The following is a 19935-nucleotide window of genomic DNA, read 5'->3' on the forward strand; positions in this document are numbered from 1 at the left end:
AAATAACGAAGAGAGTTTAATCGTTAAGAGACTCTTCCGCTTCAAGCCAGTCTTCAGTATCGGATCCGTGGTTTTCGCCCTTCTCTTTCCAAAGATAATATGCAGCGAGCCGGATCTCTTCCTCACGCAATTCCTGGTTTTCAACAATTGTTTCGTCGTTTTTTTCCATGGTCGTAGTGATTTATAATTATGGCTAATATTCTGTATCAAAAGCGCCCTGATTCTCTCTTTTTGTACCGCAGGAAAAGTTTACCGATTTCTTTCCGCCCTGACAAGTAACACCCTGTTACGTTTCTGATAATTTCTTTTCCCTTTTTCTGGAGCAACTAAAAAAATGTTTACAATAAATTGATGGATTTTCTTTCTTTTTGAATACATATACATAGGAAGCAGAATTAATCTATTTTATTCCGGAACAGTTTTCGTAACCGCATGGAGCTCCCGCTCGTTCGGGCTCTTCCATTTTAAGCAAGAGACGGATGCACACCACCCCGAGAACGGTATATCTGATACTGAATCAGAGCGCTGGCAGTGAGCTGCTGCCTGAAAACCTGCTTCCATCAGGATGGAGCATCAGGGCTGGTTTGTCGCGAAAAGAAGTACGCGAATTCTATGATACGTTTGAGTGGCAAGCGTTCAATGAAGGGATTGCTGTTGTCAAAAAAAGAAGAACCCTTTTGCTTGCTGATCTCAATACCGGCAAGGAAACATCCTCTCTCCCTTTCGCCGGAAGCCCCTCCTCCTTTTTCTCTGACACCCTTCCCTCAAGCCATCTGAAAGAAATACTCACGTCACTAACGACTATCAGGGCGTTCGTCAAGCTTTGTTCCATAGAGGCAATCAGCACCTCATACCGCATTCTGGACGATAACCAAAAGACGATTGCCACACTGACTTCGGAGGTGTTATCTCTTGCAAACAAAGAGAAGCAGGAGCCCTTCGCACATATCTTTTCCCTCTTTCCGCTCAAGGGATTTGGTGATGAGATGGAGCTGCTTGAAAAGTCGTTGTCGAGCAATCACCATGAGGTCAGGGAGCTTTGTTTCAGGGAGCTGTTTGTGCTGAACATGCATGCTGCCGGACGAAACATTCAGGACTACTCCTCTAAAATCCAGCTTGACCTTGATAGCGATGCTCCTGTTCATAACAGTGTCCGCCAGTTGCTTCAATCCACCTTTTCCGTCATGTGTGCCAACGAAGAGGGGATTAAACGGCAGATCGATTCTGAATTTCTGCACGATTATCGTGTCGCCATACGCCGCACCCGTTCAATCCTGAAGCAACTCAAGGGTGTTTTCGATCCCGAGGAAACCACGTATTATCTCAATTTTTTCAGAGAACTCGGAAAACAAACCAGTGCATTGCGCGATCAGGATGTCTATCTTCTCCGACAGGCAACCTATTTCGACTATCTCCCCCCCTTTCTCCAACTATCGCTCCGACCTTTTTTCACTGATATTGCTCTATCCCGCAAAAAACTGCACAAAACGCTCTGCCGCTATCTTGCGTCAAGCGAATACCGGTCATTTCTTGGTGAGTGGGATGCATTTGCCCATAGGCAATCAACTCCTGACCCTGAACGCTCCCCGAACGCTTCACTCTCCACCGGAGATGTGGCCTTGCATACCATAAAAAAAGCATGGAAAAAAGTAATCCGCCACGGCCGTCAGATCAGCAGGGAAACAACTGACGCCGAACTTCATGCGCTGCGCATCGACTGTAAAAAACTCCGTTATCTGCTTGAATTCTTCTCCTCAATTTTTCCTCATAAGAGCGTTGCTCCTGTTATAGGGCAACTGAAAGAACTCCAGGATAATCTCGGTGATTTTGTAGATTATGCCGTTCAACTGCACTTTCTGCGCGAACGGTTGAGCGCACTCTCGCCCGGCAAAGAGGAGCTTTTGCTGGCGGCATCAACGGGCGCTCTCATAGCGACCCTTTTTCAAAAACAGGAAGAGGTGCGCAGTAAATTCCATAAAACCTTCGCATCATTTGACCATGAAAAAACCAGCGAACTGTTTGACGATCTTCTGAACGAAAACCCGAAATGAAAACAATAGCGCTTTACAGTATCAAGGGTGGGGTGGGCAAAACCGCTACAGCGGTTAATCTCTCCTACCTTTCCTCCCTTCTCTCTCCACCAACCCTGATCTGCGATCTTGATCCGCAGGGGGCGAGTTCGTACTATTTCAGGATTACCGCATCTAAAAAATATAACAGCGACAAGTTTCTCAAGGGAAACAAAAAAATCTATCGCAACATCAAGGCCACAGACTATGAAAACCTTGACCTGCTCCCCTCGGACTTTTCGTACCGCAATCTTGACATTGAACTCTCTGAAGAGAAAAAACCTCAAAAAAAACTCAAAAAAAACCTTGAGGAGCTGAGCGATGAGTACCAGTTTATCTTTTTCGACTGCCCGCCAAACCTGACACTCCTCTCGGAAAGTGTTTTTGCAGCCTCCGATGTGATTCTTGTACCCTTGATTCCAACAACGCTTTCGATTCGCACCTATATCCAGTTGCTTGATTTTTTTAAAGCAGGCAAACTCGACAGCACAAAAATTCGTCCCTTTTTCACCCTGGTGGAAAAACAGAAAAAGTTACACAGGGACATCATTGAGGAATTCCGTGATACTCCGGGATTTCTCACCCAGAGCATCCCCTATAATTCCGAGGTTGAAAAAATGGGCATCTACCGAGCACCACTCAATGCCATACTTCCCAATGCCCTGGCTTCAAAAGCCTACCGCAAACTCTGGGAGGAGCTTCACTCAGTGCTTGAAAAAAACAACTGAGACGGTTACTCGGCTTCTTTAATCCCGTTGCATACTCACCTCCCTTTCAGTTTTCACGCTTCCGTAACATTGCCTCTCTGGATTAAAACGCAGATAATGAGTATATAGAAGAACAAGAAAATTGAACTTATCAACCACCCATCAGAAGAAAAATTGATGAAGGAATGGTATCAAAAGGATTGCATGGTATGCACAAGGCTAAAAATTGTACTGCTGCTGATCGTCACGGTATCGGTTTCGGCCTGTTATTTTGCACTCCAGACTCTGCAGGCAGCTCCAAAGGGAAATGCCGCAGTCCCTCGCTATATCTTTCTTTTCATAGGAGATGGCATGGGAGCTGCACAGGTGGAACTCTCCAGCGCACTGCTTCATGACGCTCAATCCTTCACCATGACCTCTCTCCCCGTACTCGGCATGGCAACCACCCATGCTGCAGACCGCTTTATTACCGATTCCGCAGCGGCTGGTACAGCGCTTGCAACCGGCTGGAAAACCACCGTCGGTACCATTTCCATGGAAGGGAACCACCTCGATACGCTAAGAACCATTGCTGAAATGGCAAAAGCGAAGGGGATGAAAGTTGGTATTGTCTCAAGTGTCGGAATTGATGACGCAACCCCGGCATGTTTCTATGCCCACAATGCCACACGTAAAAACGTATACGATATTGCCGTCCAGATGGCTTCAAGCGGATTCGACTACTTCGGAGGAGGGTACAGTGTCGGGAACTTTCCTGAAAACCAGGCAAAAACCAAAGTATTCAGGGGAGATATAGCCGATCTCATGCACTCTTCTCACTATGTTATCGCCCGTAACACAACTGAACTCAAGGCTGTAAAGCCGGGAACACCCTGCTGGGCATACACCGATTATGATGCCAAAGGTGCACTGAGCTTTGCCATGGATCGCCGTAACGAAGAGATTGATCTTGCAGAGTTTACCCGTGAGGGTATCCGGTTGCTCTACAACCCCAAAGGATTTTTCATGATGGTTGAAGGCGGCAAAATCGACTGGGCCTGCCATGCAAACGATGCCACTGCCGCAGCACACGATATCAAAGCGTTTGAAAAAGCCATAGGAGAGGCGTTTGCTTTTTACCAGCGTCATCCCGGAGAAACACTTCTTGTCGTCACTGCCGATCACGAATGCGGTGGACTTACGCTTGGCCGGAGAGCAAACGGATACGAAACCCGTCTTGACCTTCTGCACCACCAGAATGTTTCGCAACAGCGATTTTCTGAAAAAGTCTCTGCATGGAAGAAGCAGGGCGCCGTTACCTTTCCCATGGCCCTCGACAGTGTCAAAGTCTATTTTGGACCAGGAAATGTGGAGGCCGACTCATCGCTCGCCCTCTCTGAGGCTGATCGCAACATGCTGCAGGAGGCCTACACGGCGACCATGAGAGCTGATTTTTCTGGAACACAACATATTGATGCGTTCACTCCCGCAGTATCAGCTTTACTGAACAATCGGGCTGGAATTGGATGGAACAGCAACGCTCATACCGCAGTCCCGGTTCAGGTGTTCGCCATTGGCCGGGGCGCTGAGGCTTTCACGGGCTTTTACGACAATACCGATATTGCAAATAAAATCATGCAGATCGCAAAGCTGAAGAGGCCTGCGAGATAGAACGCTCTCATTCACTGAAACTCTCTCCCCGTTCCGGGCTCATGCAAAAGAGTTTACTAATGCAAATACCATGCAGGAACCATTGATTCTTGTTGTTGAAGATGATCCAAATCTTGCAAAATTGCTGGAATACAATCTCAACAGGGCTGGCTATAAATCTCATCTTTCCGGCACAGCCGAAGATGCTCTTGAGCAACTGTCACGAAAAAGCTTTGACCTGGTGCTTCTTGACGTCATGCTGCCGGGAATGGACGGTTTCGAGCTCTGCCGGATCATCCGACAGCATCAACTCTACAAGGATCTTCCAATCATCATGGTGACGGCCAAAGGTGAAGAGATAGATCGAATCCTTGGCTTTGAGCTCGGCATTGACGACTATGTTGTAAAACCCTTCAGCCCCCGTGAACTGAACCTTCGTATACGGGCAATCCTTAAGCGGGATCGCCGTCAAGGAGGTAAAATAGAAGAGCTGCTCAAAGCCGGAGATCTTGAAATCGATCTGGTACGGCACATCGTGACGCTTGATGGCAAGGAGCTGGTGGTCACCCTTATGGAGTTCAAACTTCTGGTTGCGCTCCTCAAAAGAAAGGGCGAAGCGCAATCAAGGGAGAGGCTGCTCAGCGATGTCTGGGATGTCGACAAAAGTATCAACACCAGAACCATCGACACACACATTACGAGAATCCGCGAAAAGCTTGGCGAAACTGGCCGTATGATTAAAACGGTGCGGGGACTTGGTTATAAATTTGAGGAAAAAGAGAGTGACGATCATGCTGAATAAGCTCTCTGTAAAGCTCGCTCTTGTTATCGGAATGATTGTTTTTTGTTCTGTTGTCGTCAGCTATCTCACCGCCAGGCATCAGGTAACGGAGAGTGTGGTCATGGCAACAAAACAAGGGCTCTACAGAGATCTTCTGCTCAACAAAGAGATGATTGAGCAGAAACCTCGACAATGGCAGACAAGCGAACAGGTTAACATCTGGGCAAAACAGGTTGCGCGTACACTTGAGGTCAGGGTAACCCTGATTGATCTTGATGGAATGGTTATTTCCGACTCCTCCCTCCCGCCGAGCAAGATTGCCTTGATGGAAAACCACAAGGAGAGACCGGAAGTCAAGAACGCACTTGAAAATGGTTACGGCGAAAATACCCGATACAGTCAGACAGTGAAAGAGTACCAGCTCTATATGGCCGTTCCCGTCGGATTGCCGAAACCTTACGCCATTCTTCGATTCAGCAAGCCACTCTACGATATCGGTTTTTTCGATACCGGAATTCGACAGGAAATAACGCCGAGCCTCTTTCTGGCTCTTTTTTTATCCCTTATCGCAGGTTTTCTTGCAGCGTTTTTTCTTGCCCGTCCGATCCGAACTCTTGCATTCACCGCTCAGAAACGGATTCATGGCGACATTTCAGGCTCCATAACACTCCATCGCAAAGATGAAACAGGAGTGATTGCACGCGCACTGAATGTCATGACGGATGAAATCAGAAAACTACAACACCGCGAAGAGTGGCTCAGGGCTGTTTTTTCCGGTATCCGTGAGGCTATCATTGTCACTGATGCGACCGGTGATATCACTATGGTCAATCCTGCAGCTTCAAGAATGTTCCGCATTAATGGCTCCATGTTCAAGCCACGCCCACTCAGCCACCTGTCAGACAGCAAGCTTCAGGAGCTTTTTGCAAGGGTTCACAGCACCCGAGTCACCTTGCACAAGGAAGAGTTATCGCTCATGACCACAAAAGGAGCCCGCATAATGCAGATCAGCTCCATGCCGCTCACAAAAGAGGAGTTGTTCACAGGAACGGTGTTTGTTCTGAACGACATCACCAAACTTCGTAACCTTGAAAAAATACGACGGGATTTCGTGGCCAGTGTTTCACACGAGTTGCGTACGCCGCTCACCGTCATTACAGGCTACACCGAGACACTGCTTGACGGGGCCATGCATGAGCCCGAACACGCGACTGCTTTCCTGCAAACTATTTTGCTGGCAACCGAACAGCTCACCGCACTTGTCAATGATGTGCTCGACCTCTCCAGAATTGAGTCGGGACAAATTGAATATACCTTCAGTGCGGTCGATCTGAAACGTATGGTTCAAAAATCGGTTGACCTTCTGAAACCCGCACTTGATAAAAAGCAGATCCGCCTCGACATCCATATCCCCGATGGGCTGCCAACGGTTTATGCCGATCCCCGCTATCTCGACATTGTTGTCCGCAATCTCCTCGACAACGCCATCAAATATGTTGATGACCAGAATGGAAAAATCAGAATTACAGCCTTCAAAAGTGACGACCACCTCCGGCTGGAAATCGAAGATAACGGAATCGGTATAGCAAAATCCGATCTTGGACGGATCTTTGAGCGCTTCTACCGTGTCGACAAGGCACGATCACGAGAGCGTGGAGGAACAGGTCTCGGACTTGCTATTGTCAAACATATCGTTATGGCACACAAAGGCAACATCGATGTACGATCGAGGGTTAACCTTGGCTCGGTGTTCACTCTGATGTTGAGGACTGAATGGGTGGATGAGGAGGGCTCTCCATTAAAACAGAATCCTCAGACAACTCAGGATCCTCTATGATCTCTTTTCCGTGAAACTTTTGTACCTTTCATGATAGGTTTTGTTCATAGCGCCATCAGGAACAGCATAAGTGAACCGCAGCATGAGAGAAACGTCTTGGGATATTGACTGCGTTATCATCGGAGTCAACTGCGAAAAAACAATTGAACGCTGTCTCCGCTCAATTCTCGCGAGCAGCTACCCTGGCCATCTTTTGCACATCTACTATTGTGACGGAGGTTCAACCGATTCGAGTATTGCCATTGCTCGTCGTTTTGCCCAGGTAAGGGTATTTGAACTGAATGCTGAATACCCGACTCCCGGAGCCGGACGAAATCAGGGCTGGAAAAACAGTAGCTCCCCCTTTGTTCAGTTTTTGGATTCCGATACCATTCTTGACAGCCTGTGGCTGAGCAAAGCCGCTGAAGCGATGAACGACAACCGCATCGGTGCGGTTTTTGGCCTGCGTCAGGAGATTCATCCGGAACGCTCCGTTTATAACTGGATTGGCAACCTTGAATGGAATGGACCTGCAGGAGAATCTGACTGCTTTGGAGGTGATGTTTGCATCCGCCGTTCCGCCCTTGAAAAAACAGACGGCTATGATGAAACCCTTGTCGGCGGAGAAGACCCTGAACTGAGCCGGCGGATTATCCGGGCCGGGTGGCACCTTATCCGCCTCAATGCTCCAATGACGATGCATGACCTGGCCATGACAACCGTAAAACAGTACATGCGCCGCTCATTTCGATCAGGCTATGCCTATGGGGCAGTAAGAAGCCGTGAAGCCGCAGTGAAAAGCAGCTTCTGGAAATATGACTTCCAGAAAATAGTCATTAAATCCGGCGGTTTTTTCTGTAGTACGGCTCTTTCCCTGTTGCTCATGCTATCCCCGCTACCAGTCATCGTAAAAATAGCAGCCCTGTTTTTACCTCTCATCGGACTAAGCCTGCTGCTTTCACCCCGGCTCTTCAAAGTAGAGAAGTTCATGCAGGAACACCACCTGAACAACAAAGAGGCAAAAATATATGGCTGGCACTGTTCAATGGTAGTTCTTCCCCAGTTTTTCGGAATCATTCGTTTTTATGTCGGGAAACTTTTCAATAAACCCCTTAAAAACAAGCGCCGCAATCTCAAAACAGCTCTTTCAACTGCCGGAAGCTGATCAATTTTATCTACCAAAACGGGAGAGTGCAACATGATAATCGCAGAACTCATTCTGAAAGGCATGCTTGTCGTTCTGGCTCTTCCAGCCGCTTATCTGCTGCTGAGCACGGTTGCTGCATACTTTTTTAAAAAAGAGAGCTCCCAGGAAAACCGCTTTCTCAATATCGGGGTACTGATTCCTGCCCATAACGAAGAAAATGGAATTGCCCAGGCCGTTACCGATGTCCTTGCCTCCAATTATCCGACCGAGAAGATCACCATCTTCGTTGTTGCCGACAATTGCACTGACCGCACCGCCGAAAAAGCCCGTCAAGCTGGTGCACTTGTTTTCGAGCGTTTCGACGAGGTCAGCAGGGGAAAAGGCCAGGCTCTCGACTGGTTCCTGAAAAACTGCAAAGAGAGTTATCGCCATACCGATGCCATCACCGTTATCGACGCCGATGTTTCTGCCGACAGCAATTACCTTCGTGAAATCAGCGCATCTCTCAGCCAGCCCGGCATTCAGGTCATCCAGGGATACAATGGTGTCGGCAACCCGGAGGCAGGATGGCGACCAGCCTTGATTGATGCGGCATTTAACGTCTTCAACCATCTGCGCATGGCCGGATCGGTAAAATTATCGGGAACTGCCGGACTGAAAGGCATTGGCATGGCGTTCCGTACCGAACTGCTTGCACGATACGGATGGCCCTGCCACTCGATTGTTGAAGATATGGAGTTCACCTTTCTCCTGCTTGAAGATGGTATCAGCGTGCACTACAACCCTGATGCCATTGTGCGCAGCGAGATGGTCACCGCTGGCAAAAATGCCTCAACCCAGAGAAGCCGCTGGGAGGGCGGACGATTCATGCTTGTACGGAAGATGAGCGCTCCCCTGTTCAGACTTTTTGCCACAACAAAGGATCGTCGCTACCTCTTTGCTCTTGCCGAACTCACCGTTCCGCCGCTCTCACTGCTGGTCATCCTCTTCAGCCTTGCCACGGCAGGCGCCTTTCTGCTGCTCAAGGGTGGCTGGCTCCTGCTCGCCCTCTCCTTCTGGCTGATCCTGCTCTTCTACGTTGCCTCAGGGCAGATCCAGCGCCATGCGCCACTCTCAACCTGGTTCTATCTTGCGGCCGCGCCAATCTATATCCTGTGGAAAATACCGCTCTACGCAGCAATGCTGCTCAAGAAAGGCAGCTCGGAATGGGTCAGGACAGCAAGAGAGTCGGAACAGAAGAAGAGCTGAGCCTGATTACGTCCGATCAATCCAATAATCAGGTTTTCGGTGCTGATGTGCAACCGCCACGACAACGATATGTTCTTTTTCAATAGAATAAAGCAAGTTATACGGGAACTTATGAATCAGATATTTTCTGATATCACCTCGCACCACAGGCCATGCTTCAGGGTATTCAGCAATTCTTGATATCGCCTTTTTTACCTCTTCCTTGAAGCTATGACCAAGACCAATGAATTCCATGTCATAAAAATGCGTTGCATCATCCAGTTCATGCTTCGCATATCTTAAAAAAACAACCTTTTTCATCTCGTCATGAACACTTCATCCAAAGAAATGCCTTCAATCCGTCCCTCCCTGTAAGCCTTGAGACGATTCTCTGCCTCTTCAGCCCATAGTTCATCGATCTTTGCATCAGGCTCGTCAAGACTTCGCAATAACCCATCAATAATCATCAGCCGATCTACCGGCTTGAGGGTCAGCGCCTGCTCAAGTATCTCTTTATTACCCATAAACGCCCTCCTGCTTTTTCAGCAATGGTTTATTATCTTCTTCTTCACATGGAGCGATGCTCATGATATCGCCCTTAACGTGCTTTAAAGAAAAGTTAACGAGTTTAGCGAACTTAACCCACTACAAAATTTTCCAGAGTTGCCTTTACCAAGGTGGTAACCAACCAAGTCCGCAAGCAAGGAAGAACAAATATTTTTCCGTAAAACAGGGACAACCGGTTGCTTCAAAAGCAAAAAGATGTCTCCTTCGGGAATACTTGATATTTTTTTACATCCCGAAAGATAGCGGGAAACAACAGGCGCTTCAATGACAACGACAGACACATGAAAAAGTTATCCGCAAAAGGAGTGAAATGGCTGAAAGGGTTTCACCTCATTGCCGTTGCATCCTGGATTGGCGGCGCTGTTTCCCTGCTGGCGCTTTACTTCCTGAAAATCGGCGTAGAGGATGGCGGCGTCCTGTACGGAATAAACAAGAGTATTCATCATGTTGACATGAACATTGTGGTCATTCCGGGAGCTGTCGGAAGTCTGCTGACCGGATTGCTCTACTCCCTGTTCAGCAACTGGGGATTCTTCAAGCACAACTGGCTCACCTTCAAATGGATTGTAACGGTCACCGCCATTGTGTTCGGAACCTTTTTTCTCGGCCCTTGGGAAACAGCCATGATGGAGATCTCCGGCAAAATCGGCATTGCATCGTTGACTGATTCCGCCTACCTCTACAATCAGCAGATGAATCTGATGTTCGGCACTTTGCAGGTTCTGGTGCTGATCATCACCGTTTTTGTCTCCATCCTCAAGCCATGGAAATCAAAAAAGCAGGCATAAACAAGCGGGCAACTCCAGATTCGGCTCCCTTGCAATATTCATAGGCTTTTTTAGAACGCATATTTTACGCTTCTTTATCCCATTCAAGTCGTTTTTCATTACATTGCGAGTAGAACACAAAATTTCAGAACTATGACTGACTGGCAAAAACGGATCACGATTAACCCCGAACAATGTGGTGGAAGACCATGTATTCGGGGATTGCGTATAAGGGTAATTGATATCCTTGACCTGCTGGCGGCTGGTCTCAGCTCTGAAGAAATTCTGGATGAACTACCCGATCTCGAAAAAGATGATATTCAGGCTGCGCTGAAATATGCAAGCCGCAAACTCGATCATCCTGTCATTGCGGCATGATCATCTGGATTGATGCACAACTATCCCCCTCTATTGCTGCATGGATCAACCGCAGCTATCCGAATATTCAGGCACAATCACTGAGGTCTCTCGATCTTCAGCGAGCGGATGATCTTGCCATATTTGATGCCGCAAAACATACCGAAGCAGTGATCAAGAGTAAAGATTCGGATTTCCTGAAACTTGTCGATCAGTTCGGCACGCCGCCTCAAATCATCTGGATCACTTGTGGTAACACCTCGAACAACAGAATGAGAGCTGTTCTTGAAAAATCTCTTGAAAAGGCTGTGGAATTGATACGTTCAGGCGAGCCGATCGTGGAAATCGGTGACAAAGCCTGAATTATTGATTAATAAATGTTCGTATTTCAAATAGAATGTAACGGTAACAGCAATTCTTTTTGGCCCTTTTTTCTCGGGCCTTGGGGAAACAGCAATGATGAAAATCTCCGGCAAGATCGGTATAGCATCGTTAACTGATCAGGCTTACCTGTACAATCAGCAGATGAACCTGATGTTCGGTACCTCGCAGGTAATGGTGCTGATGATCATGGTATTTGTGTCCACCCTCAAACTCTGGAAATCAAAAAAACAGGCACATTGAACGATTGGCAAAACAGGATCACGATTAATCCAGAGCAATGTGGCGGAAAAGCGTATGGTCAGCACAAATCCATCCTTTAACCGACGCCAACCGATTTTCATAAAACCCATCGCTCACAATAAATCCCTGAAATACTGATATAAATGCCGATAAATCCCGGCATAGCAGGTTTTCAAGAGCTATATTCAATCAAAGATGAATGGAATACCATGAAAACAATAAAAATCTTCCTCGCCTCATCAAATGAGCTGAAACGTGATCGTGAGCAGTTTGAAATCGAGATCAACCGCAAAAACAAGGCATGGCATAAAAAAGGCATTTTCCTGCATCTTGAAATCTGGGAAGACCTCTCTTCCAGAATGTCAAGCACACGGTCACAGGACGAGTATAACAAGAAGATAAAAGAGTCCGATATTTTTGTACTCCTTGCCTGCAACAAAGTCGGGATGTACACCGCCGAAGAGTTTGATACCGCTTTCGGAGCATTCAAGGCAACCAGCAAGCCATTTATTTTCACCTGGTTCAAAAATCCAACGACCTCAACAGAACCAAGCCTGCAGGAATTCAAAGAGAAACTTGCTGCGCTGGGGCACTTTTATTCAACCTACACCAACAGTGACGATCTCTGGAACCAGTTCAACAAGGAGCTTGAAAGACTTGAACTGGCAGAATTCAAGAAAAATGAATTTATAAACGCTATCATCGTGAATAATCAGGGAGCTGACATCAAGAATCAATTCAACGGGGGCACATTCAATAACCCGATTTTTAGATAAAAAAACTCATGACTGATATCAAAAATCAATTCAATGGCGGGACATTTAATGATCCGAAATTTATCTATGGTGGTAAGACGATCAATAAATACCTCGGGACAATACCCTTCATTCCGCAAGTTTTCCAAGGGCGAGAAGAAGACCTTGAAGCCATTCACGACAAACTCTTCAATGGCAACAATCTGCTGCTGCTGGTCAATGGAGAGGGCGGAATCGGCAAAACAACCCTGGCATCAAAGTACTATCAGACATATCATGAAGAGTACGCTCATTTAGCCTGGGTTTTCGCTGAAAAAAGTCTGCATGATGCCATTCTCACCCTTGCATATCCTTTGCAGGTTACCTTCTCCGAGAGAATGACGGAAGAGGAGCGGCTTCAGACGCTGCTTTGCGAAATGGCAGAACTGAAAAAGCCCTGCCTGCTGGTAATTGATAACGCCAACAGCCTTGATGATCTTGCATCGCATTGCCACGCGCTCAATGCCTGCTCTAATTTTCATCTTCTGCTTACGACGCGAATCACTGAGTTTGAACATGCAGAGATACATGCAATCAAGCCGCTTGATGAAAAAAATGCCATAACGCTTTTTGCAAGACTTTACCCAAACCATAATCGTAAAGAGGATAACCTGCTTCAGAATATTTTGGAGGCGGTCGGCTACAACACGCTCGTTATCGAACTGCTTGCAAAAAATCTTGGCAACTTCAATAACAAGCTTCGCCAGCGATATACGCTAAGCGATTTGCTCAGTGACCTGCAAAAAAAGGGGCTGTTCGGGCTGAGCCAGAGTGGCTCCGTCAGCATTGCCTATCACGGTGACGGGCTTGGCCTGCGCAAGGAGAAGCCGGAAGCTATTCTTGCGGCAATGTACGACCTCAGCGACCTTGAAGAGACTGAAAAAACGATACTCTCGGTTTTTGCAGTGCTACCGGCTGAACCAATAGGCTTTACAACACTTGAAGAGCTGCTTCCCGGTTTCGACAATCTCGATATCACCCTGCTGAACCTGGCAAAAAAAGGATGGCTCGAATTTAATAGCACAACCAACAGCTTCAAGTGCAACCCTGTTGTGCAGGAAGTTACTCGAATCCAAAATAAGGATGAGCTTTTTGAGGATTGCGAAGTGCTGATCACCACGCTCGCCGAAAAGCTTGAGTATGAACCCGGAACTGGCCATTTGCCAAATATCAGCTATGACAACGGAACCCTTTATACGAGATACGCTGAAAGCGCATATCATTATACTGCATTATTACGCAAAAAAGAAATAACAAGCCCATTGTTGGAGCGCATCGGGAATTTTTATAAAACAACAGGCAATCTCGACAAAGCACTGACTTTCTTTGACGAACGATCCCGTTTAGGTAAAGAACTCTATGAGGCTTATCCGCAAAATGTCTCCTTCAAAAATGGGCTCGCCATTTCGTATGAAAAACTCGGCGATACTCACTCCGCTCTCGGCAATCTCGACAAAGCACTGACTTTCTTTGACGATGAAACCCGATTATTTGAAGAGCTCTATGAGGCTTATCCGCAAAATGTCTCCTTCAAAAATGGGCTCGCCATTTCGTATGAAAAACTCGGCGATACTCACTCCGCTCTCGGCAATCTCGACAAAGCACTGACTTTCTTTGACGAACGATCCCGTTTAGGTAAAGAGCTCTATGAGGCTTATCCGCAAAATGTCTCCTTCAAAAATGGGCTCGCCATTTCGTATTCTAAACTCGGCGAAACTCACTCCGCTCTCGGCAATCTCGACAAAGCACTGACTTTCTTTGACGATGAAACCCGATTATTTGAAGAGCTCTATGAGGCTTATCCGCAAAATGTCTCCTTCAAAAATGGGCTCGCCATTTCGTATGAAAAACTCGGCGATACTCACTCCGCTCTCGGCAATCTCGACAAAGCACTGACTTTCTTTGACGAACGATCCCGTTTAGGTAAAGAGCTCTATGAGGCTTATCCGCAAAATGTCTCCTTCAAAAATGGGCTCGCCATTTCGTATTCTAAACTCGGCGAAACTCACTCCGCTCTCGGCAATCTCGACAAAGCACTGACTTTCTTTGACGAACGATCCCGTTTAGGTAAAGAGCTCTATGAGGCTTATCCGCAAAATGTCTCCTTCAAAAATGGGCTCGCCATTTCGTATGAAAAACTCGGCGATACTCACTCCGCTCTCGGCAATCTCGACAAAGCACTGACTTTCTTTGACGAACGATCCCGTTTAGGTAAAGAACTCTATGAGGCTTATCCGCAAAATGTCTCCTTCAAAAATGGGCTCGCCATTTCGTATGTGAAGTTAGGCGTTTTCAACCGCGATGAACGCAGCGATGCAGCAAAAGCTCGCCGGTACTTTGAGCAGGCAGAGGCGTTATGGGCTGAACTGGTGAAAAGTTATCCCTCTTATGCTGAATTTCAACGGAACTGGTCATGGATAAAGGATAACCTGCACAACTTGTAAGTCAAGAGGTAGCCGTTAAAAGGCGGGATTGATAACATATATTTTTACCTTTCTTTGGTTGGCACGAGTGGAAATTGATGGGCGTTGCACCATGCTGAAGCGTATGACCAGCACAGGGCGCAGTGCAAACCAACATTCACCAAACCTGACGGATTGCTGTTTGTCAATCAAGACAATGGAGATGACGATTTTGCAAAGTTATGAAGCCATCTATGAGCATGGGGCTATCACATGGTTGGGAGAGAAACCGTCGGTCAATCAGGCGCACGTTATTGTAACGATTCTTGACGTGACTGAGACAGCCACAGCTCCATTACGAACAAACAGACAACCCTCACCCCTTATAGCAGGAAAAGGGAGTGTTCTGGCAGACCTGACCGCGCCGGTATCACCTGCAGATGAGTGGAACTGCCTCTCATGATCGTGCTCGACACCCACATCAGGGTTAACTGGATTGTTAACGTCTTCTAAAAATTAAACGGCTCACCCCGGACGGCCACCTTGCGGTACCGGTTCACGGCAAACCTCACCATCACTGCGGTGTAGCCAGTGGTGGATTAATAGCACTTGATGGTGATGAAAAATAGTCAGGAACTCTTCTGTTCATACCTTTTGACAATCGGAAGAAGTGAGCGCAATGCCTCATTGACAGAGTCATGGTCAGGGAAATATTTGGCCACATCAGTATCAATAACAACGACATTGGTTCCCTCGGAAAATCTCGCTGTATACTTGCCCCTTACGCCTTTGCTGAAATCATACTCATCCAGCAGGTCAGGATCATTCTGCATGACTTTCATACTGTAACCTCTCGTTTTTCGTCGCCTTTCTGGCACTGATTATTCGAAGTATATCTCCCCGCTCCGTATGAACGACAGTTAATATACGGTTTTTATGAGATCTCCCAATGACCACAAACCGATCCTCATTTTCAGAATGAAGGGGGTCGTGGAGTGTCAGTGAAAGAGTGTCTCCAAAAACTGTACTGGCCTCATCGAAAGAAATTCCATGTTTTTGTTCATTGCTGAACGCCTTTTGACTATTCCACTCAAACGATAGCATGTTTGGCCATTTTTTTATTTATGCTCTTGCCTCCAATCACGAGATTAAGCTTTCCAGGCTCCTCTCCCTGTACAGAAGAAAGGGCCCAAAATTCTTTATATCAAATGACTTGATCATTGGATTAATCCACCGTATAGAAGTTCACGCCTTCTGTTGTTGAAGACGTTCTCCGAGCCAAACTTTAATCACAGACTGACGCGATACGCCAAGACAGGTTGCCTCTTTATCGAGTGAGTCAATCATCCTGACAGGGAAATCAACATCCACCCTTTTGTGCTGTTGTTTTATCCTTTTCGCCTTGCTCAGGTCAAGGAAATTGGTGATATCTGCACCATCATCAAATTGCTTGTCAAATTCCTCTGTTTTCATGGATCGTTAACTCCTCGGGACGAAATCTCCTTACTGCAATTATGAGAAGCTACTCACCAATCATCCGACGAATATCTTTGAGTAACAGAAACATATGATATGGGTCGGTCGGTGAGGGGATAAAATCAAAATGCGCATAAAATTCCTGCGCAGCCTCATCTTTGGCGTGGACAGCGAAGGCTCGGATACCTGCAATATCAGCGGCTTGCATAGTTCGTCGCATTGCGTCTTTCAAAAGGCCAGCGCCAATCCCGCGCTTCTGCCATTTGTTGCTCACAGCCAGACGTGCCAGCAACATGATTGGAACCGGATGTCGCGCGACTCCCCTGATGAGGCGTTGTGGCGAATCTTCATAATTTACCTGACCAACGGCAAGTGTATAGAAGCCGACAATCGAAAGGTCTGCCAGCCCGACATAGGTTTGCGATGAACAAGCCTGTTGATTGACCAGAGCATAGCGAACAAGGAACCGGTTTAGTTCCTTGCTGCCGCAATCAAAATCTGCTCTATCATGATCACTGCGTGGCTTTTCAATGGAGAAGCGCGTTGACATAAAGCGTTACTTTTCGAAAATACTCTGCTCCTGAAAAAGCTTCTTGAGCCTTGGCAACTCGCGTGGAGAGGCATCAAGCGCTGCTATAAATGCCGTCCATTGCGTTACATCAAGGCTAAAAGAACGGCGATCGGCCAACGTCTCTTCTGCACGAGAAAGAGCGCTCTCCAGCACAAATTCACTTAATGTGCGATTTGAAGCAATTGCAGCGCTGCGTAACACCTGCTTGGCCTGCTGTGACAGGCGAAGATCAAGTTTTTCGGTTTTGGCAGCTTGTGTTGTCATGAAAAAATCTCTTTTGTTTTCAATTCACAAGGCAATATAACAGAAATGCCCGACATTGTCGTGACAAATAACATTGCAGAGAATACCCCTCACGCGGCCACCTTCCGGTAGCGGTTCACTGCCAGTGCAACCATCACAGCGGCATAGGCGACGAGCCAGAACAGTTGCACACGGATCTCCATTAATCCTGACCCTTTGAGCATGACGCGGCGCATGATATCGACGAAGTGACGGACGGGGTTGACGAGGGTCATGGTCTGGGCCCAATGGGGCATGCTTTCAATGGCGGTAAAGAGACCGCTCATCAGGGTGAAGATAACCATGAAGAACCAGGCAACGAACATGGCCTGCTGCTGGGTTTTGGTGATGGTGGAGATGAGGAGCCCCATACCAAGCACGACGAGCATGTAGATGGCTGAGACGAGGTAGATGAGCCAGTAACTGCCGAGCATGGGGACGTGAAAGATGAGGCGGGCAATCAGCAGGCCGATGCTCATTTCAGCAAGGCCGATAATCCAGAACGGAAGCAGTTTACCGGTGATGAACTGATAGCATGAGAATGAGCGCCATCAGCCCCGGCACAAAAAGATAGACACTTTTGAGCGAAGGATTAAACATCATGAGGGGCACCGCCTCAACGCCCACCTCTGCCGACCCGAATGCCGCGTTCCGATACTCCTGCAGCACCGACGCCGTGTAACCGATGATGATTTTCGAGACATTGGGGTTTGACCCATCAGTAATCACCGAAACGGTTCCCCTCCCATCCCGAATCATGCGCGCCGCGAAGCCCGGTTCAAAGACAATCGCCTCGGCAATGCTCCCTTCAGAGAATGCGTGCTCAATTTCTTGTGTGGAGTGCAGCTCCTTTGCCATGACAAAATAGCCTGACGAGGCGAGCTTGTCGGTAATATCACGGGTAACCGCATCGTGCGACTGGTCATAGATCCCGAGATTGACCTCCTGAATTTCGTTGCGGATGGCAAAGCCAAAGAGGAGCAACTGGATAAGCGGCATCCCGAAAAGAATAGCCGCCGTTCTGCGGTCACGAAAAATGTGGTAAAACTCCTTGAGCACAAAGCCCCTGAAACTCTGCATTCCCTTCACTCCGTTAGTATCCTCGTACACCAGCCAGTTTTCTCAGGGTTCAATGGTGTGATAAAGGTGATCAGTTTTCGGGGTGATCGAAGAGGCATGGCATTACATTTCAAAATTTCTCAGTGAGTCACGTCAGAATAATCGAGCGCTCTTCTGTTCAGGCCTTTTCACTATCGGAAAAAGTTACCGTAATGCCTCGTTGACAGAGTCGTGATCAGGAACATATTTGAGCCTGCTTGACCATTTTTTATTTCCCGCTATAGCAACCTGTTCTCCAGCTCTACATAACCGCTGAATTTTCGATCAGAGGACATAAGACTCGCATTATGCACGAGAGCTGTTGCAATGATTATTCTATCCTGAGGATCACTGTGGTGCTCAGACAACTCAACCGCTGTACAGGAAATTTCAGGAGTAACGGGTAGCAATTTTATACCTGATCCATCAAGCGCTTTTTCAAACCAATCACTTTTTCCAGCAGGTAAAGCAATACGTCCGTGATGCTCCAACCAAGCCACTTCAAAACAGCTTATTGCCGATACAGCGACGATATCAGCATTTTCGATCTGTTCGATTCGACACTGAGCAAGATTACCAGTATCCCTGTTCACCCACCAAAGCCATATATGAGTATCAAGAACAATCATTCAGGCAAATCCCAATTTGAGCAAGGCACGCTGCTCATGATATCGCCTTTAATGACAACCTTTCCTGCTATATCAGGATGTGGCACTCGACGAAGGGCTTCCGTAGAAACAGCATTCTCTGAAATAACCAGAAAAATAGCCTCAAGCTTTTTATTGGGGGGGAGTTTCGGCACTCGCTTCAGTTTACCCATCATATCGGTCTCCAATATCAATCGTTCTGCATACATAGCTTTCAATCAAATAAGCCGTTACGTTGAATAACACACATCAAATACCAGCAATATTTTGCTTTCACAAAAAAATAAAAAGTTTGGCAAACTTAACCCTTACAAAAATTTACCAAAGCCTCCTTTTTTCAAACAGATGTGCAATCGAGGATGGTAACGCCTCTTTCAAGTAAAAAAACGACAATCTACGACTCGACCCGTTTGGCTTGAAGCAGCAAGAGCAATCAAGGCGGAAGCATCTGCGACAAGAATCATGATTGAGAAAAGCCATTGAGTTCTTCAAGCAACTCATCTCGCGTACTATCGATGACAGGTTGTCGATTGGTTTTGCAGATACTCATAAAATCATAAATATTGCAACCCGCCAACTCCGCCGCCTTACCCAGCGTAACCCTTCCTTGCTGATAGAGCCAGAGAGCATAGGAGATTCGAATTTCTTGCCGAATGTCGGGCACTGCCTGAAATGCAACAAAATCATTGGGTAAATCAACGGCTATTTGCATAAGATACCCTCTTCTTTGTGATAAAGTTGATACAAAAATCATAACAAACGTGCCTTCACTTCGTACCGTTCCTTGCTCTGCTTTCGGAATACTTTTATTCCACTCACATTTTATTTCATTCTGCGTATAACATCATTTAATGTACTGTTTATTTGATTCATTGATTTGTTATAGCCGCTCCAGTCCATCGATTGCGATCGGGATGGCTGCGAAGCAGGCTGGTATGACGAACTTGAGGTACTCGATATCAAGCAACAGGTTA

Annotated in this window: 25 protein-coding genes and 1 pseudogene; 14 read left to right on the forward strand and 12 right to left on the reverse strand. The window is 47.0% G+C overall.

What is annotated here, in order from left to right:
• Window positions 1-16: 16 nt before the first annotated feature.
• Window positions 17-169 carry a DUF2934 domain-containing protein gene (locus tag AC56AD_RS08555; RefSeq protein ID WP_012508420.1) on the reverse strand — a complete coding sequence of 51 codons (153 nt, stop codon included), beginning with the start codon at window positions 167-169 and terminating at the stop codon, window positions 17-19.
• Window positions 170-479: 310 nt separating this feature from the next.
• On the opposite strand from AC56AD_RS08555, the gene AC56AD_RS08560 reads away from it, so the two are divergent.
• From AC56AD_RS08560 to AC56AD_RS08590, 7 genes are all read left to right on the forward strand, one after another.
• The gene (locus tag AC56AD_RS08560) at window positions 480-2051 is read left to right on the forward strand and encodes a CHAD domain-containing protein (protein ID WP_012508421.1); all 1572 of its coding nucleotides are present in this window, start codon (window positions 480-482) and stop codon (window positions 2049-2051) included.
• Entirely contained in the window at window positions 2048-2797 is a 750-nt protein-coding gene (locus tag AC56AD_RS08565) for a ParA family protein (RefSeq protein WP_012508422.1), read from the forward strand. Before AC56AD_RS08560 ends, AC56AD_RS08565 begins: the two co-directional genes overlap by 4 nt.
• Before the next feature lie 156 nt (window positions 2798-2953).
• Window positions 2954-4426: an alkaline phosphatase gene (locus tag AC56AD_RS08570; RefSeq protein WP_012508423.1), complete on the forward strand. Its 1473-nt coding sequence runs from the start codon at window positions 2954-2956 to the stop codon at window positions 4424-4426.
• Window positions 4427-4496: 70 nt separating this feature from the next.
• Window positions 4497-5207 carry a response regulator transcription factor gene (locus AC56AD_RS08575; protein WP_012508424.1) on the forward strand — a complete coding sequence of 237 codons (711 nt, stop codon included), beginning with the start codon at window positions 4497-4499 and terminating at the stop codon, window positions 5205-5207.
• Complete coding sequence (locus AC56AD_RS08580) at window positions 5197-7023, forward strand: sensor histidine kinase (protein WP_012508425.1); 1827 nt, start codon at window positions 5197-5199, stop codon at window positions 7021-7023. The genes AC56AD_RS08575 and AC56AD_RS08580 overlap by 11 nt, the downstream gene beginning before the upstream one ends.
• Window positions 7024-7105: 82 nt before the next feature.
• Window positions 7106-8167, forward strand: a complete 1062-nt coding sequence (locus AC56AD_RS08585) for a glycosyltransferase family 2 protein (RefSeq protein ID WP_012508426.1) — start codon at window positions 7106-7108, stop codon at window positions 8165-8167.
• A gap of 33 nt (window positions 8168-8200) precedes the next feature.
• Complete coding sequence (locus AC56AD_RS08590; RefSeq protein ID WP_012508427.1) at window positions 8201-9397, forward strand: glycosyltransferase family 2 protein; 1197 nt, start codon at window positions 8201-8203, stop codon at window positions 9395-9397.
• Between the two features lie 6 nt (window positions 9398-9403).
• Here AC56AD_RS08590 and AC56AD_RS08595 read toward each other — a convergent pair whose 3' ends face one another.
• Together AC56AD_RS08595 and AC56AD_RS08600 are read right to left on the reverse strand one after the other, a co-directional pair.
• Window positions 9404-9697 (reverse strand): type II toxin-antitoxin system RelE/ParE family toxin, encoded by a 294-nt coding sequence (locus AC56AD_RS08595; protein WP_012508428.1) that lies wholly within the window; start codon window positions 9695-9697, stop codon window positions 9404-9406.
• The gene (locus AC56AD_RS08600; protein WP_012508429.1) at window positions 9694-9900 is read right to left on the reverse strand and encodes an addiction module protein; all 207 of its coding nucleotides are present in this window, start codon (window positions 9898-9900) and stop codon (window positions 9694-9696) included. Before AC56AD_RS08600 ends, AC56AD_RS08595 begins: the two co-directional genes overlap by 4 nt.
• Before the next feature lie 324 nt (window positions 9901-10224).
• On the opposite strand from AC56AD_RS08600, the gene AC56AD_RS08605 reads away from it, so the two are divergent.
• From AC56AD_RS08605 to AC56AD_RS08635, 7 genes are all read left to right on the forward strand, one after another.
• Window positions 10225-10731, forward strand: coding sequence for a hypothetical protein (locus tag AC56AD_RS08605; RefSeq protein WP_012508430.1), 507 nt, complete (start codon window positions 10225-10227; stop codon window positions 10729-10731).
• Between the two features lie 132 nt (window positions 10732-10863).
• Window positions 10864-11088, forward strand: a complete 225-nt coding sequence (locus AC56AD_RS08610; RefSeq protein WP_012508431.1) for a DUF433 domain-containing protein — start codon at window positions 10864-10866, stop codon at window positions 11086-11088.
• On the forward strand, window positions 11085-11429 hold the full coding sequence (locus AC56AD_RS08615; protein ID WP_012508432.1) for a DUF5615 family PIN-like protein: 345 nt from the start codon (window positions 11085-11087) through the stop codon (window positions 11427-11429). Before AC56AD_RS08610 ends, AC56AD_RS08615 begins: the two co-directional genes overlap by 4 nt.
• A 94-nt stretch (window positions 11430-11523) precedes the next feature.
• Window positions 11524-11691, forward strand: coding sequence for a hypothetical protein (locus tag AC56AD_RS08620; protein WP_012508433.1), 168 nt, complete (start codon window positions 11524-11526; stop codon window positions 11689-11691).
• A gap of 209 nt (window positions 11692-11900) precedes the next feature.
• Window positions 11901-12467 carry a hypothetical protein gene (locus tag AC56AD_RS08625; RefSeq protein WP_041526793.1) on the forward strand — a complete coding sequence of 189 codons (567 nt, stop codon included), beginning with the start codon at window positions 11901-11903 and terminating at the stop codon, window positions 12465-12467.
• A gap of 8 nt (window positions 12468-12475) precedes the next feature.
• Window positions 12476-14929, forward strand: coding sequence for a tetratricopeptide repeat protein (locus AC56AD_RS08630; RefSeq protein ID WP_012508435.1), 2454 nt, complete (start codon window positions 12476-12478; stop codon window positions 14927-14929).
• Between the two features lie 58 nt (window positions 14930-14987).
• Window positions 14988-15350 (forward strand): hypothetical protein, encoded by a 363-nt coding sequence (locus AC56AD_RS08635; protein WP_498984524.1) that lies wholly within the window; start codon window positions 14988-14990, stop codon window positions 15348-15350.
• A gap of 166 nt (window positions 15351-15516) precedes the next feature.
• Here the strand turns inward: AC56AD_RS08635 and AC56AD_RS08640 are convergent, their stop codons facing one another.
• From AC56AD_RS08640 to AC56AD_RS08680, 9 genes and pseudogenes are all read right to left on the reverse strand, one after another.
• Window positions 15517-15729 carry a hypothetical protein gene (locus AC56AD_RS08640; RefSeq protein ID WP_041526492.1) on the reverse strand — a complete coding sequence of 71 codons (213 nt, stop codon included), beginning with the start codon at window positions 15727-15729 and terminating at the stop codon, window positions 15517-15519.
• Entirely contained in the window at window positions 15710-15991 is a 282-nt protein-coding gene (locus tag AC56AD_RS08645; RefSeq protein ID WP_012508438.1) for a BrnT family toxin, read from the reverse strand. The genes AC56AD_RS08640 and AC56AD_RS08645 overlap by 20 nt, the downstream gene beginning before the upstream one ends.
• A gap of 141 nt (window positions 15992-16132) precedes the next feature.
• Window positions 16133-16360 (reverse strand): type II toxin-antitoxin system BrnA family antitoxin, encoded by a 228-nt coding sequence (gene brnA, locus AC56AD_RS08650; RefSeq protein ID WP_012508439.1) that lies wholly within the window; start codon window positions 16358-16360, stop codon window positions 16133-16135.
• Window positions 16361-16409: 49 nt separating this feature from the next.
• Window positions 16410-16913, reverse strand: a complete 504-nt coding sequence (locus AC56AD_RS08655) for a GNAT family N-acetyltransferase (RefSeq protein ID WP_012508440.1) — start codon at window positions 16911-16913, stop codon at window positions 16410-16412.
• A 6-nt stretch (window positions 16914-16919) separates the two neighbouring features.
• The gene (locus AC56AD_RS08660) at window positions 16920-17198 is read right to left on the reverse strand and encodes a type II toxin-antitoxin system TacA family antitoxin (protein ID WP_012508441.1); all 279 of its coding nucleotides are present in this window, start codon (window positions 17196-17198) and stop codon (window positions 16920-16922) included.
• A gap of 89 nt (window positions 17199-17287) precedes the next feature.
• Window positions 17288-18296: pseudogene (locus AC56AD_RS08665) on the reverse strand (ABC transporter permease).
• Window positions 18297-18553: 257 nt separating this feature from the next.
• A complete protein-coding gene (locus tag AC56AD_RS08670) occupies window positions 18554-18943 on the reverse strand; it encodes a type II toxin-antitoxin system VapC family toxin (RefSeq protein ID WP_012508442.1) in 390 nt (129 codons plus the stop codon).
• Window positions 18940-19170, reverse strand: coding sequence for a hypothetical protein (locus AC56AD_RS08675; RefSeq protein WP_012508443.1), 231 nt, complete (start codon window positions 19168-19170; stop codon window positions 18940-18942). Before AC56AD_RS08675 ends, AC56AD_RS08670 begins: the two co-directional genes overlap by 4 nt.
• A gap of 251 nt (window positions 19171-19421) precedes the next feature.
• The gene (locus AC56AD_RS08680; RefSeq protein WP_223293889.1) at window positions 19422-19715 is read right to left on the reverse strand and encodes a UPF0175 family protein; all 294 of its coding nucleotides are present in this window, start codon (window positions 19713-19715) and stop codon (window positions 19422-19424) included.
• Window positions 19716-19935 lie beyond the last annotated feature (220 nt).

The organism is Pelodictyon clathratiforme, from assembly GCF_982375515.1.

Coding starts and splice junctions, on each gene's coding strand:
- AC56AD_RS08555 (WP_012508420.1), bottom strand. CDS start 169: ATGGAAAAAAACGACGAAACAATTGTTGAAAACCAGGAATTGCGTGAG.
- AC56AD_RS08560 (WP_012508421.1), top strand. CDS start 480: ATGCACACCACCCCGAGAACGGTATATCTGATACTGAATCAGAGCGCT.
- AC56AD_RS08565 (WP_012508422.1), top strand. CDS start 2,048: ATGAAAACAATAGCGCTTTACAGTATCAAGGGTGGGGTGGGCAAAACC.
- AC56AD_RS08570 (WP_012508423.1), top strand. CDS start 2,954: ATGAAGGAATGGTATCAAAAGGATTGCATGGTATGCACAAGGCTAAAA.
- AC56AD_RS08575 (WP_012508424.1), top strand. CDS start 4,497: ATGCAGGAACCATTGATTCTTGTTGTTGAAGATGATCCAAATCTTGCA.
- AC56AD_RS08580 (WP_012508425.1), top strand. CDS start 5,197: ATGCTGAATAAGCTCTCTGTAAAGCTCGCTCTTGTTATCGGAATGATT.
- AC56AD_RS08585 (WP_012508426.1), top strand. CDS start 7,106: ATGAGAGAAACGTCTTGGGATATTGACTGCGTTATCATCGGAGTCAAC.
- AC56AD_RS08590 (WP_012508427.1), top strand. CDS start 8,201: ATGATAATCGCAGAACTCATTCTGAAAGGCATGCTTGTCGTTCTGGCT.
- AC56AD_RS08595 (WP_012508428.1), bottom strand. CDS start 9,697: ATGAAAAAGGTTGTTTTTTTAAGATATGCGAAGCATGAACTGGATGAT.
- AC56AD_RS08600 (WP_012508429.1), bottom strand. CDS start 9,900: ATGGGTAATAAAGAGATACTTGAGCAGGCGCTGACCCTCAAGCCGGTA.
- AC56AD_RS08605 (WP_012508430.1), top strand. CDS start 10,225: ATGAAAAAGTTATCCGCAAAAGGAGTGAAATGGCTGAAAGGGTTTCAC.
- AC56AD_RS08610 (WP_012508431.1), top strand. CDS start 10,864: ATGACTGACTGGCAAAAACGGATCACGATTAACCCCGAACAATGTGGT.
- AC56AD_RS08615 (WP_012508432.1), top strand. CDS start 11,085: ATGATCATCTGGATTGATGCACAACTATCCCCCTCTATTGCTGCATGG.
- AC56AD_RS08620 (WP_012508433.1), top strand. CDS start 11,524: ATGATGAAAATCTCCGGCAAGATCGGTATAGCATCGTTAACTGATCAG.
- AC56AD_RS08625 (WP_041526793.1), top strand. CDS start 11,901: ATGAAAACAATAAAAATCTTCCTCGCCTCATCAAATGAGCTGAAACGT.
- AC56AD_RS08630 (WP_012508435.1), top strand. CDS start 12,476: ATGACTGATATCAAAAATCAATTCAATGGCGGGACATTTAATGATCCG.
- AC56AD_RS08640 (WP_041526492.1), bottom strand. CDS start 15,729: ATGAAAGTCATGCAGAATGATCCTGACCTGCTGGATGAGTATGATTTC.
- AC56AD_RS08645 (WP_012508438.1), bottom strand. CDS start 15,991: ATGCTATCGTTTGAGTGGAATAGTCAAAAGGCGTTCAGCAATGAACAA.
- brnA (WP_012508439.1), bottom strand. CDS start 16,360: ATGAAAACAGAGGAATTTGACAAGCAATTTGATGATGGTGCAGATATC.
- AC56AD_RS08655 (WP_012508440.1), bottom strand. CDS start 16,913: ATGTCAACGCGCTTCTCCATTGAAAAGCCACGCAGTGATCATGATAGA.
- AC56AD_RS08660 (WP_012508441.1), bottom strand. CDS start 17,198: ATGACAACACAAGCTGCCAAAACCGAAAAACTTGATCTTCGCCTGTCA.
- AC56AD_RS08670 (WP_012508442.1), bottom strand. CDS start 18,943: ATGATTGTTCTTGATACTCATATATGGCTTTGGTGGGTGAACAGGGAT.
- AC56AD_RS08675 (WP_012508443.1), bottom strand. CDS start 19,170: ATGTATGCAGAACGATTGATATTGGAGACCGATATGATGGGTAAACTG.
- AC56AD_RS08680 (WP_223293889.1), bottom strand. CDS start 19,715: ATGATTTTTGTATCAACTTTATCACAAAGAAGAGGGTATCTTATGCAA.